13 protein-coding genes are annotated in these 18,050 nt (G+C 35.0%); 5 read left to right on the forward strand and 8 right to left on the reverse strand.

Going from position 1 to position 18,050, the window contains the following annotated elements:
• Positions 1–176 precede the first annotated feature (176 nt).
• The 3 genes from CCAND38_RS01830 (at position 177) to CCAND38_RS01840 (ending at position 4,110) form a co-directional block, all read left to right on the forward strand.
• A complete protein-coding gene (locus CCAND38_RS01830; RefSeq protein WP_042343394.1) occupies positions 177–785 on the forward strand; it encodes a hypothetical protein in 609 nt (202 codons plus the stop codon).
• A 120-nt stretch (positions 786–905) separates the two neighbouring features.
• Positions 906–2,723 carry a GNAT family N-acyltransferase gene (locus tag CCAND38_RS01835; protein WP_042343395.1) on the forward strand — a complete coding sequence of 606 codons (1,818 nt, stop codon included), beginning with the start codon at positions 906–908 and terminating at the stop codon, positions 2,721–2,723.
• A gap of 10 nt (positions 2,724–2,733) precedes the next feature.
• Positions 2,734–4,110 carry a leucine-rich repeat domain-containing protein gene (locus CCAND38_RS01840; RefSeq protein ID WP_042343398.1) on the forward strand — a complete coding sequence of 459 codons (1,377 nt, stop codon included), beginning with the start codon at positions 2,734–2,736 and terminating at the stop codon, positions 4,108–4,110.
• Positions 4,111–4,170: 60 nt separating this feature from the next.
• On the opposite strand, the gene CCAND38_RS01845 is transcribed toward CCAND38_RS01840, so the two are convergent.
• The 3 genes from CCAND38_RS01845 to CCAND38_RS01855 all read right to left on the reverse strand — a co-directional run bounded on the left by CCAND38_RS01845 (position 4,171) and on the right by CCAND38_RS01855 (position 8,605).
• A complete protein-coding gene (locus CCAND38_RS01845) occupies positions 4,171–4,710 on the reverse strand; it encodes a hypothetical protein (protein WP_064504530.1) in 540 nt (179 codons plus the stop codon).
• A 303-nt stretch (positions 4,711–5,013) separates the two neighbouring features.
• Positions 5,014–7,419 carry a S9 family peptidase gene (locus CCAND38_RS01850; RefSeq protein ID WP_042343400.1) on the reverse strand — a complete coding sequence of 802 codons (2,406 nt, stop codon included), beginning with the start codon at positions 7,417–7,419 and terminating at the stop codon, positions 5,014–5,016.
• 4 nt (positions 7,420–7,423) lie between these two features.
• Positions 7,424–8,605: a C1 family peptidase gene (locus CCAND38_RS01855; RefSeq protein WP_042343401.1), complete on the reverse strand. Its 1,182-nt coding sequence runs from the start codon at positions 8,603–8,605 to the stop codon at positions 7,424–7,426.
• Between the two features lie 309 nt (positions 8,606–8,914).
• Here CCAND38_RS01855 and htpG point away from each other — a divergent pair, with 309 nt between their 5' ends.
• Positions 8,915–10,798, forward strand: a complete 1,884-nt coding sequence (gene htpG, locus CCAND38_RS01860; RefSeq protein ID WP_042343402.1) for a molecular chaperone HtpG — start codon at positions 8,915–8,917, stop codon at positions 10,796–10,798.
• A 461-nt stretch (positions 10,799–11,259) separates the two neighbouring features.
• On the opposite strand, the gene CCAND38_RS01865 is transcribed toward htpG, so the two are convergent.
• From CCAND38_RS01865 to CCAND38_RS01885, 5 genes are all read right to left on the reverse strand, one after another.
• Positions 11,260–11,856 (reverse strand): DUF2911 domain-containing protein, encoded by a 597-nt coding sequence (locus tag CCAND38_RS01865; RefSeq protein ID WP_392448439.1) that lies wholly within the window; start codon positions 11,854–11,856, stop codon positions 11,260–11,262.
• A 36-nt stretch (positions 11,857–11,892) separates the two neighbouring features.
• Positions 11,893–12,600, reverse strand: a complete 708-nt coding sequence (gene porT, locus CCAND38_RS01870) for a type IX secretion/gliding motility protein PorT/SprT (RefSeq protein ID WP_042010191.1) — start codon at positions 12,598–12,600, stop codon at positions 11,893–11,895.
• Positions 12,601–12,611: 11 nt separating this feature from the next.
• Complete coding sequence (ubiE, locus tag CCAND38_RS01875) at positions 12,612–13,349, reverse strand: bifunctional demethylmenaquinone methyltransferase/2-methoxy-6-polyprenyl-1,4-benzoquinol methylase UbiE (RefSeq protein ID WP_042343405.1); 738 nt, start codon at positions 13,347–13,349, stop codon at positions 12,612–12,614.
• Between the two features lie 343 nt (positions 13,350–13,692).
• Positions 13,693–14,298 carry a hypothetical protein gene (locus CCAND38_RS01880; RefSeq protein WP_042343407.1) on the reverse strand — a complete coding sequence of 202 codons (606 nt, stop codon included), beginning with the start codon at positions 14,296–14,298 and terminating at the stop codon, positions 13,693–13,695.
• A gap of 243 nt (positions 14,299–14,541) precedes the next feature.
• Positions 14,542–17,076: a putative LPS assembly protein LptD gene (locus CCAND38_RS01885; protein WP_369801120.1), complete on the reverse strand. Its 2,535-nt coding sequence runs from the start codon at positions 17,074–17,076 to the stop codon at positions 14,542–14,544.
• 309 nt (positions 17,077–17,385) lie between these two features.
• On the opposite strand from CCAND38_RS01885, the gene CCAND38_RS01890 reads away from it, so the two are divergent.
• Positions 17,386–17,904 carry a DUF7935 family protein gene (locus CCAND38_RS01890; protein ID WP_042010187.1) on the forward strand — a complete coding sequence of 173 codons (519 nt, stop codon included), beginning with the start codon at positions 17,386–17,388 and terminating at the stop codon, positions 17,902–17,904.
• Positions 17,905–18,050 lie beyond the last annotated feature (146 nt).

Raw genomic sequence — 18,050 nt, forward strand, 5'->3', positions numbered from 1 at the left:
TGTTATTAGCATTCAACAAAAATACAACTTTATTCCCTGATTGTCAAATTTTTATACCATCATACTTTTTAAAACACGACCAAAAATGATATTATTCCCTTTGAACGTAATGTAACGAATCGTGTGGTTCGTTTTGGAGTTTGCTACTACATTAAATAACTAAATATAAGCTAATTATGAAAAATATATTCTGTGCATTATTTTTCTTTCCGTTTGTGCTAATTGCTCAACAAGATAACAGCACACTGCGTTGGGGAGTTGAAGGAGGTCTAAATTTATCCATTTTTCGTAGTCAGACAGAAAATTTCCACAGTAGCACTGGGGTCAAACCTGATATGTACATGGGTTTTTTCGCTATCAATCAATTTCTGGAGGAGACCGATCTAAAACTTAGTGCTTCTTATTCTCGACAGGGGAGTTATATTCAGGAACAAAATACTACTAAACACACTATAACAATTGATTATATATCTTTCGGGAACGTATGGAAAGTAGGAGTATGGCGTAGTATTTACTTAGATGTAGGCTTAGTTCTTGACGTAGTAATCAATAATCCGTCAGTTCCTTTTCTGAATAGTAGTAACCTAAAAGGAAAAATTGGAGGAACATTTTTCTTAACAGATAAAATAGCGTTAGAACTCAGCGTCAAAGAATCGTTTTCAGGTATCCATAACCATCTTATGAAACAAATTCCTCCTTTTGATGGTTATATGAGCAATAGAGTTTTTCAGTTTGGCTTGATCTATTTTTTCAAACCCTATGAGCAAAAAGCTATCTTTAAATAGGTTGTCTAGAAAGGAAATCTTAAAGAAAAAGTCTGGCTTAATAAGTTTTTAACCTCATAACAATAGGTATTTCAAATATTTTTATATCTTTGTAGTTTGTGTACAAATTAAGCATAGCGTATGGGACTTGTAAATGCGAAAGAGGTTGCCAAGGCACTCAACATTGATAAATATGGCTTTGTAGGTACTTTTGCAGGGTGGTTACTGATGAAAATCCTTCGGTTATCAAAACTGAATAGGATTTATGATCGTAATAAACATTTGCAAGGAATTGATTTTTTAAATCGGCTATTGGATGAATTTGAAGTTCAGTATGACATGCCAGATGAAGATTTGCAAAACATTCCTAAAGAAGGAGCTTTCATAACTATATCCAATCATCCGCTGGGAGCCATGGATGGAGTGTTGCTTTTGAAATTATTAGGAGAGAAACGCCCAGATTTTAAGGTAATGGCAAATTTTCTGTTGCAACGCATTGAACCTCTGTCAAACTATGTAATGCCTGTAAATCCGTTTGAAAATCGTAAAGATATAAAATCCAGTGTTTTAGGATTTAAACAATCGATTCAACATCTCAAAGAAGGAAAGCCTTTGGGTATATTTCCTGCTGGAGAAGTATCAACTCAAAAAGAAGGTAAATTTATCGTTGATAAACAGTGGGAAGAAGTAGCTATGCGTTTGGCAAAAAAAGCACAAGTACCTATCATACCGATTTATTTCCATGCAAAAAACAGTAAATTGTTTTATTCACTTGCCAAAATCAACGATTCGCTTCGTACGGCAAAACTTCCGTCTGAAATGTTGAGCCAACGAAAAAGACCTATTCACGTACGGATTGGGAAGCCTATATCGGTAAAGACTCAAAACGAGCATACTGATTTAGAATCTTATACTGATTTTTTGCGTAAAAAAACCTATCTATTGGCGAATACATTTGACAAAACTAAGAAAAAGAATCCGCTTACATCCGTATTAAATAAGTCCAATAAATCGGCAGAAGCCCCTGAAGAAATCATAGAGCCTATCGACATTCAATTAATTGAGAAAGAAATTTCTCTTATTACTGAAAAAGACCTACGACTTTTCAAGAGTAACAATTATGAGGTTTTTCTGGCTCCGTATGAAGATATTCCAAATATTATGACCGAAATTGGAAGGCTTCGCGAAGTTACCTTTCGAGAGGTTGGGGAAGGAACTAATGCATGTATTGACATCGACGATTTTGATGTTTACTATCACCATATGTTTTTATGGGATGCCGATGCTAAAAAAATTGCAGGAGCCTACCGAATGGGATTAGGTGCATACATATTCCCTAAATATGGCATTGATGGTTTTTACACTCATAATTTATTTCGTTTTGAACCTGAACTTTACGATATGATGAGTAAAACCATTGAAATGGGACGTGCTTTTGTCATTTCTGAATATCAACAGCGTCCGATGCCTTTGTTTTTACTGTGGAAAGGAATTGCTCACACAACACTCCGCTATCCTGAACACCACTATTTGTTAGGAGGAGTGAGTATCAGTAATCAGTTCTCAAATTTCTCAAAATCACTCATGATTGAGTTCATGAAATCGAATTACTACGACCCTTATATCGCTCAGTATGTACGACCTAAAAAAGAATTTAAGGTTAAACTCAAAGATGCTGATAAGGATTTTATTTTCGACGAAACCAAGGCAGACCTCAATAAGTTTGACAAAATTATTGATGAATTGGAGCCTGGAACATTGCGTTTGCCCGTACTTATCAAAAAATATATCAAACAAAATGCCCGTGTTGTAGCCTTCAACGTTGACCCAAAATTCAATAATGCCATAGACGGGCTAATGTATATCCGAATTGCAGATCTGCCTGAAAGCACCATGAAGCCTGTGATTGAAGAGTTTCAGATTGAAATTGAAGCAAAATTGAAAGAAAATATAACATAAAAAATTTAAAATGAGGGTTTTAAAGCACATTTTTACACTCTGTTTATCCTTTATCTCAATTGACAGTATCGCTCAATCTGAGAAGGAAATACTTGTCATTGAAAATAATATCTTAAAAAAATGTGATTGTGAAAAAATCCCTGCCAATGGACATGTAGTGATACCTTATTTCGTGAAAACCATTGCAAAAGAAGCTTTTAAAAGCTGTCACCGGTTAAAATCTATTGAAATTCCAAATACGGTTGAAATTGTTGAGGAAAGAGCTTTTTTTGATTGTTATAACCTAAATAAAATAGACTTATCTCGAGTTTTTGAAATCAAAAAAAGTGCTTTTGCATATTGCACCAATTTGACTGAAATTACCTTAGGGGATGGATTGAAGTCTATTGAAGATAATGCCTTTGAATCATGTTTCAAATTACAGAGTATCACACTTCCCAACTCATTGACCACTTTGGGAAACGAAGCTTTTTCGCAATGTAAGGAACTCGCAAATGTAACTCTTTCAGAAAATCTCATACACCTTCCTTTTAAGGTTTTTTACGAATGTAAAAGTCTAAAAATCATTGAAATACCTAAAAAAACACTCCACATTAGAGCCAGTGCATTTGCTTTTTGCGAATCGCTGACTTCAGTTTATTTTTTGGGGAATTTAGAAAGTATTGGTAATGATGCTTTTGAACATTGTGTGTCACTCAAAGAGATAGAACTCCCTGATTCTGTGGTACATCTCGGAGCAAGTGCTTTCTTCAATTGCTCGGCATTAGAGTGGATAGGATTACCTGCCTACCTTACTCAAATTAAAAATGACACTTTTTCAGGATGTAATAGCTTGAAAGAGATACATTTCCCTTCGGGTATAGAAAAAATAGGAATGCATGCTTTTCGGAATTGTAGTAATTTGATTTCCTTGGACTTGCCTATATCTCTAACAGATATTTTATTTGGTGCGTTTAATGAATGTACAAGTTTAAAAATTATAAAATTTGCTGAGAATGTGAATTATATAGGTATTTTTGCCTTTGCCAATTGTGTGAGTTTGGAAAAAGTAGAGCTACCCAAGTCTGTTGTAAAAATTGAAGATAGGGTTTTTTACGATTGTAAGAACTTAGCTTCCGTAAAACTATCGAGTCACACAAATAGCATCGGTGTTCAGGCGTTCAGTGGATGTGAAAAGCTAAAAAAAATAGATCTTCCTGCTACGTTAAACTACATAGGTGTGGAAGCTTTTCGCAATTGTAGTTCGTTGGAAGAAATTATCTGTCGAGCAAGTACGCCTCCACAGGTAAATCTATCGTTGGGATATAAGGGTGTAGTAATTGTTCCGAAAAAAAGTCAAGAAGCCTATCTACAAGATGATATTTGGAAGCAAATGATTATCAAATAGTTGGTCTTGATAAATCCCTTATACTTCATTATATGAATATGATTGGTGTGTAAAACCTATTTACAACGAAACAGAAATTCCCGCATAAGGCATAAATCCAGAAGCAAAAACACTTGAATCTTTATTGTAAAGTAAGTTATATCTCATCCCCAGTTCTGCATAGGCTTTTCCTCCTATCTGATGACGATATCCCACACTCACAAACAAGGCATTTTCACTCCTTTTAGCAATATTTTCTGTGATTTTCACTTTTGTCGAAGACATCAAATGTTGATAGGATGTTCCAAAAACAAATCCTTGATAAACATAACTTAAGTAAGGCCCCACACCAAGAGTCCGCATACTAACACTTTTAGTGTTACGAAACGTATAACTTACACTTGCGCCTAATTCTAAATTTTCGATAATTCTATAACCTACACGTGGGGCAATTTGAATATCTAATCTTTCAGAATCAATATTAGCTCCAATGTTTCCACCAATAATCCATTTTCCATCGGAATTGAAAGTTGATGAACTTGACTTTTGAGGAAGTAAAATATTCTGAGAATATCCCATTCCCATGATAAATATACCGAACAAGAAAAATATACTTCTCATAAAGCAAATGCTTTTAGGTTTAACAACACAAATGTATATATTTTTATTGAACAAAATATCATTTCAATAAATTTTTAACAATGGTATACAAAAATAAAAATTGCCTAAAAAATTGTTTTTAAGTTATAACAAATCTACATTCGTGATTTGTTGCTAAAATCAGCTGGTTGCAAAGCGACTATAAACCCTGAAGTTCATACTGATTATAGCGGATTTAATTCAAAACAATATCTTTTAGGCAATTTTACAGAAAACACTTATTGTTTACAAGTCAGAATAAGTATTTTTTCTTTTCAGCAAAAACTACTTTTTAGCTTTGAGATGTTTTTCTAAAAATTGATCTTGTTCCCAAAGGGTGTGCAATATGCTTTCTTTTGCTTGATATCCATGGCTTTCTAATGGCAGAAGTACCATACGTACTGGAGCTCCCAAGTTTTTAAGAGCTTGGAAATAACGTTCCGTTTGGAAAGTAAACGTTCCTGCATTGTTGTCTGCTGCACCATGAATTAACAAAAGAGGTTTTTTCATTTTGTGAGCGTTCATGAAGGGAGACATGGTGTTATAAACCTCAGGAGCATCCCAATAATTTCGTTGCTCTGATTGAAAACCAAAAGGAGTCAGCGTACGGTTATAGGCTCCGCTTCGAGCTATTCCACAAACGAACAAATCAGAGTGTGTGAGTAAATTAGCCGTCATAAACGCTCCGTAAGAGTGTCCTCCCACAGCGACTCTTTTTCTGTCGATATAACCTAATTTATCCAATGCATCAATAGCAGCTTCTCCATTGGCTACTAACTGCTCAATAAAGGTGTCATTAGGTTCTTGCTTATCTTCACCTACAATCGGGAAAGCAGCATCATCCAATACGGCATACCCCTTTGTGACCCAATATATAAAGGAACCATAGTAAGGATACGTAAACTCATTAGGGTTTGCCGTACTTTGCCCTGCCGTGTTTTTACTTTTGTATTCACGCGGATACGCCCAGATGAGTAAAGGCAATTTTTCTTTCTTTTTGAAATCATAATTTTTAGGAAGATACAATGTACCACTCAAAGCAACTCCGTCTTTGCGTGTGTAGTTAATAACTTCTTTATGAATTCCTTTCAAGGATTCAAACGGATTTTTGAAGAAAGTAAGCTGTGTAGTTTTCCCTTTTTTATAATTCTTTACGAAATAATTTGGGTAATCCGTTGCCGATTGTAAACTTACCAACATATCTCCTTTTTTGATGTCCAACACCTCAATAATATTCTCTTTTTGATTTTTTAGTTTCGAGGTATACAGTCGATTTTTTTTCAACGTTTTCAAATCTAATTCATCAAGGAAAGGAAATTGCCCCTCTTTGGTATGTCCTGCTCCTAACCAATAGGTTTTCCCATTTTGAATTTGAAGAACATATCTGTTCCATTGATTTTTAATAGTTTGAGGAGAACCCGGATCATTGTAAACATCCTGATAATTTCGATCAATAATAACCTTTTGTGTATTATTTTTTAAATTTAACAATATTGCTTTTTGGTTACGGGTATCGTACCAAAGTTCATACACTAAAGTATTTTCTTCATCGCCCCAAATAATGGAATTGAAACGCTGTTTTAGTTTTATCAAAGAAACAGGTGATTGATTGAAAGGAGCTTCCCACTGAAAAACTTCATCGCGGAACTCAGCCTTTTGGTTTTGGTCTCCTCCGTCCAGAGCCTCAACAAAAAACAGCGTGTGTGGCTTATCAGAACGCCAACTCATAGAACGTTTTCCTTTATGGGTCGACGAAAATCCTTTTGGCATATTTTCAATCAAAGGCAAACTATTTACCAGTGCAACTTCTTTTCCTTGAACATCATAAACTTTTGATTCTCTGGGGAAACGATTAAATGGCACAATGTATGAAAACGGTTTTTTAAGCTCGGTTATCATTAAATAGTTCCCATCGGGAGAGAAACTTTCTGAAAGATACATTCCTGCACCTTTAAAAAGGCTTTCTTTTCCATTTAAATCTATCTTTTTCAATTCCGAAGTAACCAAAACTTCAAAATTAAACTCATCAATTTTATTTTTCAACAAATCTTGATATGTTCTGTTTTGTGAAACTTGTCCGGTTCCCACTGATACAATAGGTCCTTTGGGAACGCTTTTAGCTTCGCTCTGTAATGCAGGACGGTTGGTTACCAAAGTTCTTACAAGTAAAAAAGAACCGTCGGACGACCATGTGTAAGGCATTCCGAAATTAGCATTTAGCAAGTTGCTACTCAATCGTTTTGCTGTAGCCGTTTCCAAGTCAAGTACCCACAACTCTAAACCTTTATCAGTTGTGTGTGTAAAGGACATTTTTTTCTCATCAGGAGAAAACCCTAAATAAGCGATTTTAGCGTTTTCAGGTAGATTTTTCACCTGTTGAGTTTGTTTGTTTCCTACTTTTTGTACTTTTAAATTATTGATGTAAGTCAGGCTACTTGAAGCATTTATATTTGGATTCATTCGTAGACCTCCTAAACGAATTTCCTCTTGATTAAGTTCCTCCAAGTTTCGGTAAGTAGACCGATAGCTAAAAACCATCCAAGTACGTTGGCTATTCATCATCACTGATGGAGCCCTTTCAAAATCAGCTAATTGCAAAATCTCCTCTGACGGTTTCTGATACGTCAGATTCTCTTGTGCTGTTAAATAACTCATTGATGAAACGAGTATAAGTGATAAAATTTTTCTCATATATTTAATTATTTTTCCAATTCTTTAAGATGTCCGCAGGAACGCCGTCTTTATGTAGCATAATAGCAGTAGTTTTGTAGGTTACAAATGCTTTGGTAACATACAAATATCCTTGATGGTCGTTGTTCACTCCCCATGAATTTTTTACGATGTAGTACTCCCTCCCGTTTTGATCTTTGGCAAGTCCAACGATGTGCATTGCGTGGTCGTCCGTAGTTTCGTAATTATCGAATGCTTTTTGACGCATTTCCGCAGTGATAGTTCTTTCCTGAGTTGGCGGAGCGTTAAACAACATTTTTTGTTCATCTAAAGTCATTTGATCCAAATCTTTTTCAGGAACAAAAGCTACACCATTTCTCCAACTGAAATAACGCTCACTCACATCCGATGCCCATGCTACAGTAAATCCTTTTTTTAAGGCGTTGTCTATAACTTTGACAAAATCAGTCATTTGAACGTTATAAGCCTGATCGAAGCTCCAGTTATCAGGCACAGCCATTAGCACATTTTTATATTTAGGTTGATCCTCATACGAAATCATCTCCACATAATGGTCAGGATTGATACCTACCACCTCTTTAGCAAAGGTCTGTGGGGTGTACTTCTTACCTGCATGTAAGAATGTTTCAGGAACCTGACCCAAATAAGCATCAATCGCTGCAGTAAAGGCTTTTTCCCAATTGGGTGTCAATTTTTTGATTTTTTCACGCTTAACGAGTCCCTCTAAAAATCCTTTGAGCACAGCCTGCATTTCGGAAAAGTCATTGCGTGAAGTTCCGTAGTTCAATCCTGAGTAAATATATTGAGGTACAGCTCCATATTTTGCATACATGTTGATGATGTCGTGCAATTCACCTCCGTCACCATAATCCAAATTACCATGAAAACGAACATATTGCTTTGCTTTTTCGATATACGTATTTCTTGCGGTATAAATTTCAGCCAAATCTACTGGCTTTTTACCCATACGACTCATTTCACTTTCTAAAAATGAAGCTCCAGCGTAGCTCCAACATGTACCGCTACTGCCTTGATCTTTCACTTCCATACGTTCTAAATTAATCACAGGTGTAAACTTAAATCCTGCATTTTCACTTTGATTCCCTGCCACGGCACGAATCAGATTGTCTTGTGCCGTTGCTCCAAAAAATGAACCCACAGCAAAAAATAACGCTATTTTTTTCATTTTGATTATATAATTTTAGATGATTATTTTTAACCCTACAAACGTAAGAGTTTATTTTGGAAAATCAAAGAATTTGAAAGAAATGATTACAAATAGTAATGGAATTTAAGCGTTTCGTTTCCATTGTATTGAAGGCTTAATAATCTCTCTTTACTATTGAGAATAGACACTTTAACACATCACATAGCGGACATTTTGTCAGTAATTTTGTTTTGGTATTTTTTTTGCCAAAGCAATTTTCGTAAGTCAAAAATCGTTTGATTTTTTGAGCTTTTTTAATCTTTTAATCATTAAATTATCTCATAAGAAATGAAAGGAAATATTAATGTTTCGGTGGAAAATATTTTTCCACTTATCAAGAAATTTTTATACAGCGACCACGAAATTTTTCTTCGGGAACTCATCTCTAACGCTACCGATGCTACGCTGAAATTAAAGCACTTAACCCAAATTGGCGAAGCAAAAGTGGAGTACGGAAATCCTATCATCGAAGTAAAGATTGATAAGGAAAATAAAACCTTACATATCATCGACCAAGGTATTGGGATGTCGGGCGAAGAGGTGGAAAAGTATATCAATCAGATTGCTTTTTCAGGAGCAGAAGAATTTTTAGAAAAATACAAAGATACTGCCAAAGATGCAGGTGTAATTGGGCATTTCGGGCTTGGGTTTTACTCTGCTTTTATGGTGGCAAACCAAGTGGAAATCATCACCAAATCGTACACTGACGCTCCTGCCGTTAAATGGACGTGTGATGGTTCTCCTGAATATACTCTTGAACCTGCCGAAAAGTCAGAAAGGGGTACGGAAATCATCTTACACATCTCCGAAGATTCTACCGAGTTTTTGGAAGAACATCGCATTGAGGAATTGCTACATAAGTACAACAAATTTATGCCAATTCCAATTAAATTCGGAACCAAACAAGAACCGCTTCCTCGTCCTGAAAATGCTGACGAAAATTACAAAACCGAATATCAAACGGTTGACAATATTGTAAATAACCCAAATCCGGCGTGGACAAAACAACCTGCTGATTTGCAAGACGAGGACTATAAAAACTTCTATCGTGAACTTTATCCGATGCAGTTTGACGACCCTTTGTTTCACATTCACCTCAACGTGGATTATCCGTTCAATTTAACGGGAATTTTGTATTTTCCAAAACTATCAATGGATATGCAAATCCAAAAAGACCGGATTCAGCTGTATCAAAATCAGGTTTTTGTAACGGATAATGTGGAGGGAATTGTTCCAGAATTTTTAACAATGCTTAAAGGGGTTATTGATTCGCCAGATATTCCGCTCAACGTCTCTCGTTCGTACTTACAAGCCGATGGCAACGTGAAAAAAATCGCAAATTATATTACCAGAAAGGTTTCCGACAAATTAAAATCGCTTTTCAATACAAATCGTGAGGATTTTCAATCAAAATGGAACGATATTAAGATAGTTTTGGAGTATGGAATGCTTTCCGAGCCGAAATTCTACGAAAAAGCAGGGGATTTTGTGCTTTATCCAACGGTAGATGACCAATATTATACGCTTTCGGAGCTTAAAGAAGCCTTAAAAGACCAACAAACCGACAAAGACGGAAAATTGGTGGTGCTTTACGCCCAAAATAAAGAGGTGCAACACGCAGCCATTGAGGAAGCTAAGGAAAAAGGATACCAAGTGTTGCTTTTGGATTCGCCTATTGTATCGCATTTAATTCAGAAGTTGGAACACGATAACGAAAACTTGACTTTTGCTCGAGTGGATTCGGCTCCGATTTCCAAACTGATTCAAAAAGAAGATACTACAATTTCCAAATTTTCGGAAGAAGAAAAAACATCGCTTAAAGAAAGTATCGAAAAAAGCATTCCGAGTGAAGGTTTTGTAGTGCAATTGGAAGATTTGGACAGCGATAGCACACCTTTTAGCATCAATCAGCCTGAATTTATGCGTCGTATGAAAGAAATGAGTGCTACGGGCGGTGGCGGAATGTTCGGAATGGGGAATTTCCCTGAAATGTATCATTTGGTGGTTAATACCAATTCGCCTTTAGCAACCTCGATACTAAATACAGCGGACGAAAACGAAAAACAAAGCCTCATCAAACAAGCTTTTGATTTAGCCCGACTTTCGCAAGGACTTTTGAAAGGAAAAGAACTTACCGATTTTATCAAACGCAATTTTCAGGAATTGAAATAATGTTGTTTTTTCCATAACTACTGAAAAGCGATGCACAAAAATAGTGTATCGCTTTTCTTTTTTTGCCCTACATAGGAGGCTCAAAAAAAATCTGTAAAAGAGCCAATTAGTATCAAAAGACACTTTCTATATTCATACTTTTACAAAGAAATTCACATATTTAAACAGAGAAAATCGTTTCCTCTACTTTCTAAGAAGAATATAGACTCAAGATAAGGAAGGGAAACTCTTTGTCTTTGAAAAACAAATTAGAAAACCACAAAAGTCTTTAAAATACTTTTCACATATCAATTTTAGGTATATTCCACCACATACTTTAGGTAGCACTTCATCTTATACAAAAAAGAATAACTTAGTTCCTAGAGGCATAACAACTGCAGCATTTTTGGTATAATATCTATTTTATATATGATAATCAATTAGATATAGCAACTTTACTTCATAAAAAAAGCGGATGCTAATCATCCGCCCATATCTCGTTCTACTTGCTTTATTTCTTTCAAAAATTCAATAATCTTATTTACTTCATCAATTTTATCAGCTTCAATCGGAATTTGAATTTTACTGTATTCCCACTTGATAACTAAGTTAATTTTAGTTTCACTAATTCCCTCAAAAGTAATTTCCAAAGATTCTTGTAGCTCTTTTAGTTTTTCTACAGGAACTTTAATTTCAATAGCATTCTCATTAGGATCGTAACTATAAGCTCCCCATGCATCTGCATCGTAGTTAAGCACTACTGTCCACTCTTTTTCCTCTGGAGTAATAAAAATGGCATATCGTCCCACCTTAGTGGCCTTTCCCCCAAAAAGTACATTCTGCTGAAAGGTAATATTGGTAGCCTCATTAGCTCCTACTCGCCATACTTTCCCGAACGGAACTAACTCCCCAAACACTTTACGCCCTCGAACGCTGGGGCGTCCATAATCCACAGAAATTTTGGTAACTGAAAATTGCTGGGAAACCACTTGACGCGGACTTGCCATGGGATACTTAAAATCTTGTGAGTATCCAAAAAAAACACTGAAAATCAGCGCTATTAACATCATTCTTTTCATCTCATTATGCATTAATTACTTTTTAACAAGCAAAATCTATTCCAAAGTAAGATTAATCAAGAAACCTCTTGACTTCAATCCATTTAAATTTTTCGTCCAAGGGCTGTCTGGTTTATGGTCAGGAACTAATTCGTTTCTAACTGAAAAAAGCCCTCTGATAGATGGGGATAGTCTGAAAAAAGGAGTATATATGTCCAATCCAAAACCAAGTTCATAGAAAAAAACGTTTGTTTTGGTTCGGAAAACCAAGTCATAATTATCAATCGTCAAATTTTGATTGCTACTCAGATTGATAGTCATAGACCCCCCTGCTGTGACATAAGGTTTAAAATTGTACCAACGTTCAGCACTAAATTTGACCAATAAAGGGATATAAATATACGTAGATTTTACATCTCGCAAATAGTCCCTCTTTTCGGTCATATTGTAAAAATAAATTTCTTTTCGGTTATAGACCAATCCTGGTTCAAGGCGCAGGTCAATATATTTCATCAATCGTGCAGAACCCGTTAGTCCTACGTTAAAACCGAACATTTTGTGGGTTTGAACTTCCAACAGCGAAGTGTTAGTGTACTGAAGATCTCTATAATCAAATTTTAAATCAAACATATTTCCCCCGAAATAATAGCCCCATTGCAAAGGTTTCTCATCAAAATTCTCCAAATTAGTCAACGGAGATTTGAGTTGTCCAAAGGCAATAAGAATATTAAAAAGGAAAAACAATAAGAAGATTCTCTTTTTCATATTATAAAATGCTATTTAGATTTATTCCCTACATAAATGGTAGCAACTCCACCGAGAGTTTTGGGGTAGTATTTTGTGTTAGCAAAACCGATTTTTTCCAAGATAGTTTTAAACTTTTTCCCATAAGGAAATGCAGAAGCGGATTTAGACAAATAGGTGTAGGCGGAACGATCTTTCGAGAAAACTTTTCCGATAAGAGGCATAACAAATTTAGTGTAAGCAAAATACCCTTGTCGGAACGGAAATTTCTCAGGAACAGAGGTTTCCAAAACAACCAAGCGTCCACCAGGACGAATTACGCGGAAAATTTCAGAAAGCCCTTTCTCTAAATTCTCAAAATTACGTACACCAAAAGCTACTGTTACAGCGTCAAAATAATTATCCGCAAAAGGTAAATTTTCACTATCTCCCAGAATCAACTCTACGCGATTGGATAACTGTTTTTTTGCAATTTTTTCACGTCCTACGGTGAGCATTCCTTCTGAAATATCTAGGCCTACAACTTTCACACCGTCAATCTCAGTTAAAGCAATTGCCAAGTCTCCTGTACCAGTTGCTACGTCCAATACTTTTTGAGGACGCAACTCAGCTACTTTTTCAACAACAAATTTCCGCCATTTGATGTCTGAACCCCAAGAAATCACACGGTTAAGACCATCGTAAGTTCCTGAAATAGAGTCAAACATCTGTGCCACTTGTTTCTTTTTCCCTTCGGTGGAATTTTTGTAAGGAGTAATTTTATCAGACATATATCATCTCTTTTTCAAAATAAATTGCAAAGATAAAGAAACTCCCTAAAAAACAATATGATAAATGTCTTTTTACGAAAATAATAACATTTAAACCAAAAAAATACTTCGCCAAAACACGACTTTTTAGCGAAGTACATTCTCATATTGCGTTCTAAATAAACAGTTTAAATATTTCTAACTGTTTTTAAATCAATTGTATACATCAGCAGTAGTTTTATTTTTGTAAAATCTTAAGTCTTTCTTGAGAGTTTTTACACTCCGATTTTAAAGATTTTTTCTATTCTTAAAAGCTAATCAACTTACTGAAATTAAATATTTTACTATTAAAATGTAACAGGTGCTATTTCCTGTTTTTAGAAATAAAAAGCTGAAGACTACTTTCTTTGGTAGATAGTGTTTTTGGCAATTTTCTTCCATTAAGCAGCATATAACAATGTGCCTTGGAATCAGGACTGATTATTTTGTAAAGATCAAAAATATCATTTGAGGATATAAAATTTGAATGAAAGGTGTGTTTCGGTTTTAACTCAAAAGCTTCTTTTCTGTTTTCAAGCAGGAATATTCTAAATCCATCTTCTTTTCTCACGTAGAATAACATTTTATCAACATCGGAATAGTCAATATTATCTGCATCTGATTTAGCGTAAATCACAATAGAAACCAAGTTGTCATTATTGATTTCGGACAAATCGGAATGGTTAAAAGTAATGGTGTCCGAAAGAATAAAATCGTGAAGGTTATCACAATATAAAGTGTTGAACGATAACAAAGAGAAATCACCAGAAACAGGGTAGCTAGTTATGTTTACCTTTTTCTGTAAAAGAGCTATTTCTTTTTTTTCGCCAGACTCGGTTGTTTGACGTTTCCGAGTTTCGTGGCAACCCATTAAGATAAATGTTGTTGCAACATAAAACAACATTTTTGTGTAAAATTTAGCTGTTTTCATGGTAACATTTTTTAATTAGGTTAATAAACTCATTTAAATTTCACTCGCAAGATACAAAAAAAAACGACATAAGCAAATATTTTCGCAAAAAAATAAGACTAAGTGTATGGAAACACTATTTTTTAGAGCTATTATAATTAAACCACGTAGAAACATAGTTTTTTTTCTATGTCTCTATGTGATTTTTAACTTGATTTGTGGGAAACTTTGTTTTTCTGTAAATATTTAAGATTGAAAAAGTGATTATCTCAACAAACGGTCAGGTTCTTTATTTTTATCAATTTTCAGATCCGAAAGCATACTGGCTTTAATTCCGATGAAGAAATACCACGAATTGTACTGACCTATAGGGGTAAACTGAAAACTCATTCTAAAGCTATTCAAATCACGTTCAAAACGGAATTGGGTGTATGTAATTCCCTTATTCACAAAATCATATCCACTTGAAATTCCCACTTGCAATTTGGGTGAAAGCTCCACATTTCCTGAAAACATAAGTGAGTTGTTAGAAATACGTCTTTCACGTGACATATTTGAATACGAAAGTGAATAAGCTATGTTCAAATCCCAAGGGATACGAGCATGATAAAATTTCGTTTTTTTATCCTCAGGTTCTTCTTTTTTTTCTTCCACTTGATTGTCGTTTACAGGTCGTGACGAACCAAACAAATCGTCGGAACGTCCTCCCGAAGCTCTGTTATCAGTTGTTTTTTTATCAGATTTATTTCTATTTGAAAATGAATAGTTTGTAGATATGTTTGCGTTAGTTAATCGGAAAAGACTTCCTCCATTGTTAATATTAAAAGTTTCCAATTGTCTTCCATTCGCATCAATAGCGTATGGATTGAATGTAGCTCCAAAATTTAATGGCAATTTTCCATTGAAAAGAGTTGTTCCTCCAGTCATGGTAACGGGACTAAATTGTTTTGTAATAACGTTATAGTTCGTATTGAAATTCAAACTATTGAGCAATGAAATCTTTTTAGGTTCAACCTCCGTACTATCTTTGGATCGCACTTTTGCTTCTAAAGTATTGCTTAACGATAACCCGATGGATTGCGATTCATTAAGTCCCGGCGTTCCGTAAATACCTCCTTCAAAACGAGTGTATTGAGAAACTTTGCCAAAAGCATCTGAAATATAATTTTCGTAGTACTGATCGAATGCAGGTGTATAACCATAGCTCATTGAAGGACGCATTACGTGTCGAATCGCTTGAATTTTTCTGTCTTTTTTAAACTGAAATGTACCATAGACCGTAGTACCCAAACTCGCTCCCATATTGTAGGTCAAAAAACGGTCAAAGCCATTAATGGTGTCCATACCACTCCTACCCGAAGCTGCGTTGAAATCTGTTCTGCGGATGGTTTTAAACTGCCAAGTTTCGTTCAAGGAGGAATTTAACCCTAAAGTTATATACTTAAACAACTTAGTGGTGGTACTCACTGGTATAGAATGTCTAAATCCGTTTTTAGCTTCACTGAACATTTGCTTTGAGAAAAACAAACTATCGGTTGTTGAAAAACGGTTATCTCCTTGGGAAGAGTATTGAAAATTTAAGTTTTTAAGCAATCCTTTTTTACTTTCACCTTGTTTAGCAAATGGATAAATACGTTCCATACTCAAACGAAGTGCGGGGAGGGTCATCTCAATACTTTGTGTATTCGTATTCTGAGAATGTGATGCCGTTAAGGACAGATTCATCGAGGGATAGGATGGAAATGTTTTTGAATAAGATACTGATGAGGATAAGGTATTATTCAACACATTAGGCGAATTAATCTGATTATATGAGTTTTGATAAAAACGACTACTTCCCAAGTTTACAGAAGCTGAAAAATTTGAGTTTGGATTCGATTTTGAATCTTTCGAATGCGTCCATTGGATGTTGTAAAACATTGAATTGCTGTAATCAGGCAAACCTCGAATACTGTATATCTGATTCTCATAACTGAAATTAAAGTTTCCAGAAAATTTGTAACGCTTCTTATACGTTGATTGAGCTTTGAACCCATAACTTCCATTGGTGAAATAATCTCCCGTTACAGCCAAATCAAAATAGTCACTAATGACAAAGTAATATCCTCCATTTTGAATGAAATAACCTCTGTTATTTGCCTCTCCGAAGGTTGGGAAAATAAGTCCCGATGAACGTCCCGATACCATTGGATAGTACGCAAATGGGATTGCTAAAGGTGTGGGAATATCTACTATGTACATATTACTCAACCCTGCAACCACTTTTTTTCCAGGGACAAATTTTGCTTTTCGTACTTTGATGTAGTAATCAGGATCATCCAAATCTTCTGCTGTGGTAATGATGGCATTTTGCATGAAGTAAGTAGAGTCATTCTCCTTTTTAATGATTTGACCTTTGATGTTATTTTCATCTTGTTTGGTGTATGCATTACGGATAATGGCTCGTTGGGTTTTATAGTTAAACCGAATGGAATCGGGTTCTATAATGTCATCACCTTGCTTAAAAACAGGATGTTGCACCAATTCTCCAACTGAATCCTTAATACGACCTGCGTATACCTCCGCCAAATCATATTTGATATTGGTTATCCCTGAAGTGATGTCAATATCGGTGTATTGCACTTGTGTTTCATTGTAAAGAATGATGCTATTTTTAGTCTTATTGAAAACAATACTATCCTTTGCTTTATATCTGACTACATCCTCTAAAATACTTTTAGATTTCTTTGACATACTGTCTTTTGACAGGGAATCCTTTGGCAGGGTATCTTTAGTTCGCTTTAGCGAATCCAACAAGATTCGTCTGTTTTGATTAGTAGTGTCTTTTAGAAGTCGGTTAGCTTTCTTGAGCGTGTCTATGATTGAAAACGTTTGGAAATAGGCGTAGCCCGTTTTCTTTGAAGCAAACGAGCTAGTGTACCAACAACATGTGCTGATAAACAACAAACTAATCAGTAAAACTATCTGCCGTCGACGTTTTTGCAAAGCAATACATTTTTAGGGGTCAAACTTACGGATTTTTTCCAAGATCTGAAAGAAAAATTTTAGAATTGCAAAATTAGTTAGTACTTTTGTACTTTGTCAAAATATTAATTCATTGTTTACTTTATGGAAAATTCTTTGTTTACTTTTTTACTGTTTTGCATTCCTGCATTAATTGTTGGCGGAATTGCGTATTACTTTTTCTACCTACATGTAAAAAACGAGGAAAAACGCCGTCTTTTCTTACTTCAAAAGGAAAATCAGAAAATTTCATTACCTTTACGACTACAAGCATATGAACGAATGACGTTGTTCTTGGAGCGTATAAGTCCGCAACAACTATTATTGCGAATACCAGCTCGAAATCTTCCGAAAAAAGAATATGAAACGCTATTGGTACATTCAATTGACGAAGAGTTTGAGCATAATTTAGCACAACAAATTTATCTCAGTGAAAATTTATGGAATATCATCCGTGCAGCAAAAATGGCTACTATTCAAATCATCCGTAAAGCTACACACGATGAAGAATTGGAGGACTCCAAAGCTATGACAGAATTTATTTTCAAAGAATTTATCAATAAGCCTACACCTTCGTCAAATGCGTTAAGTCATCTAAAAAACGAAGTGAGAGAAATTTTGTAGAATAATTCTCTCCCCATTAATCAATAAAGAAAAAGGCTGTCCGAAAAAGTGCATTTTAAAACAAGAACCATTTATAAATTATTAATTATCAGGTGTTTATTTTTTTTAAATAAAAATTAAACTTTTCCGATAGCCTTTTATTATTT

The organism is Capnocytophaga canis (assembly GCF_000827555.1).
GTDB classification, from domain to species: Bacteria; Bacteroidota; Bacteroidia; order Flavobacteriales; family Flavobacteriaceae; genus Capnocytophaga; species Capnocytophaga canis.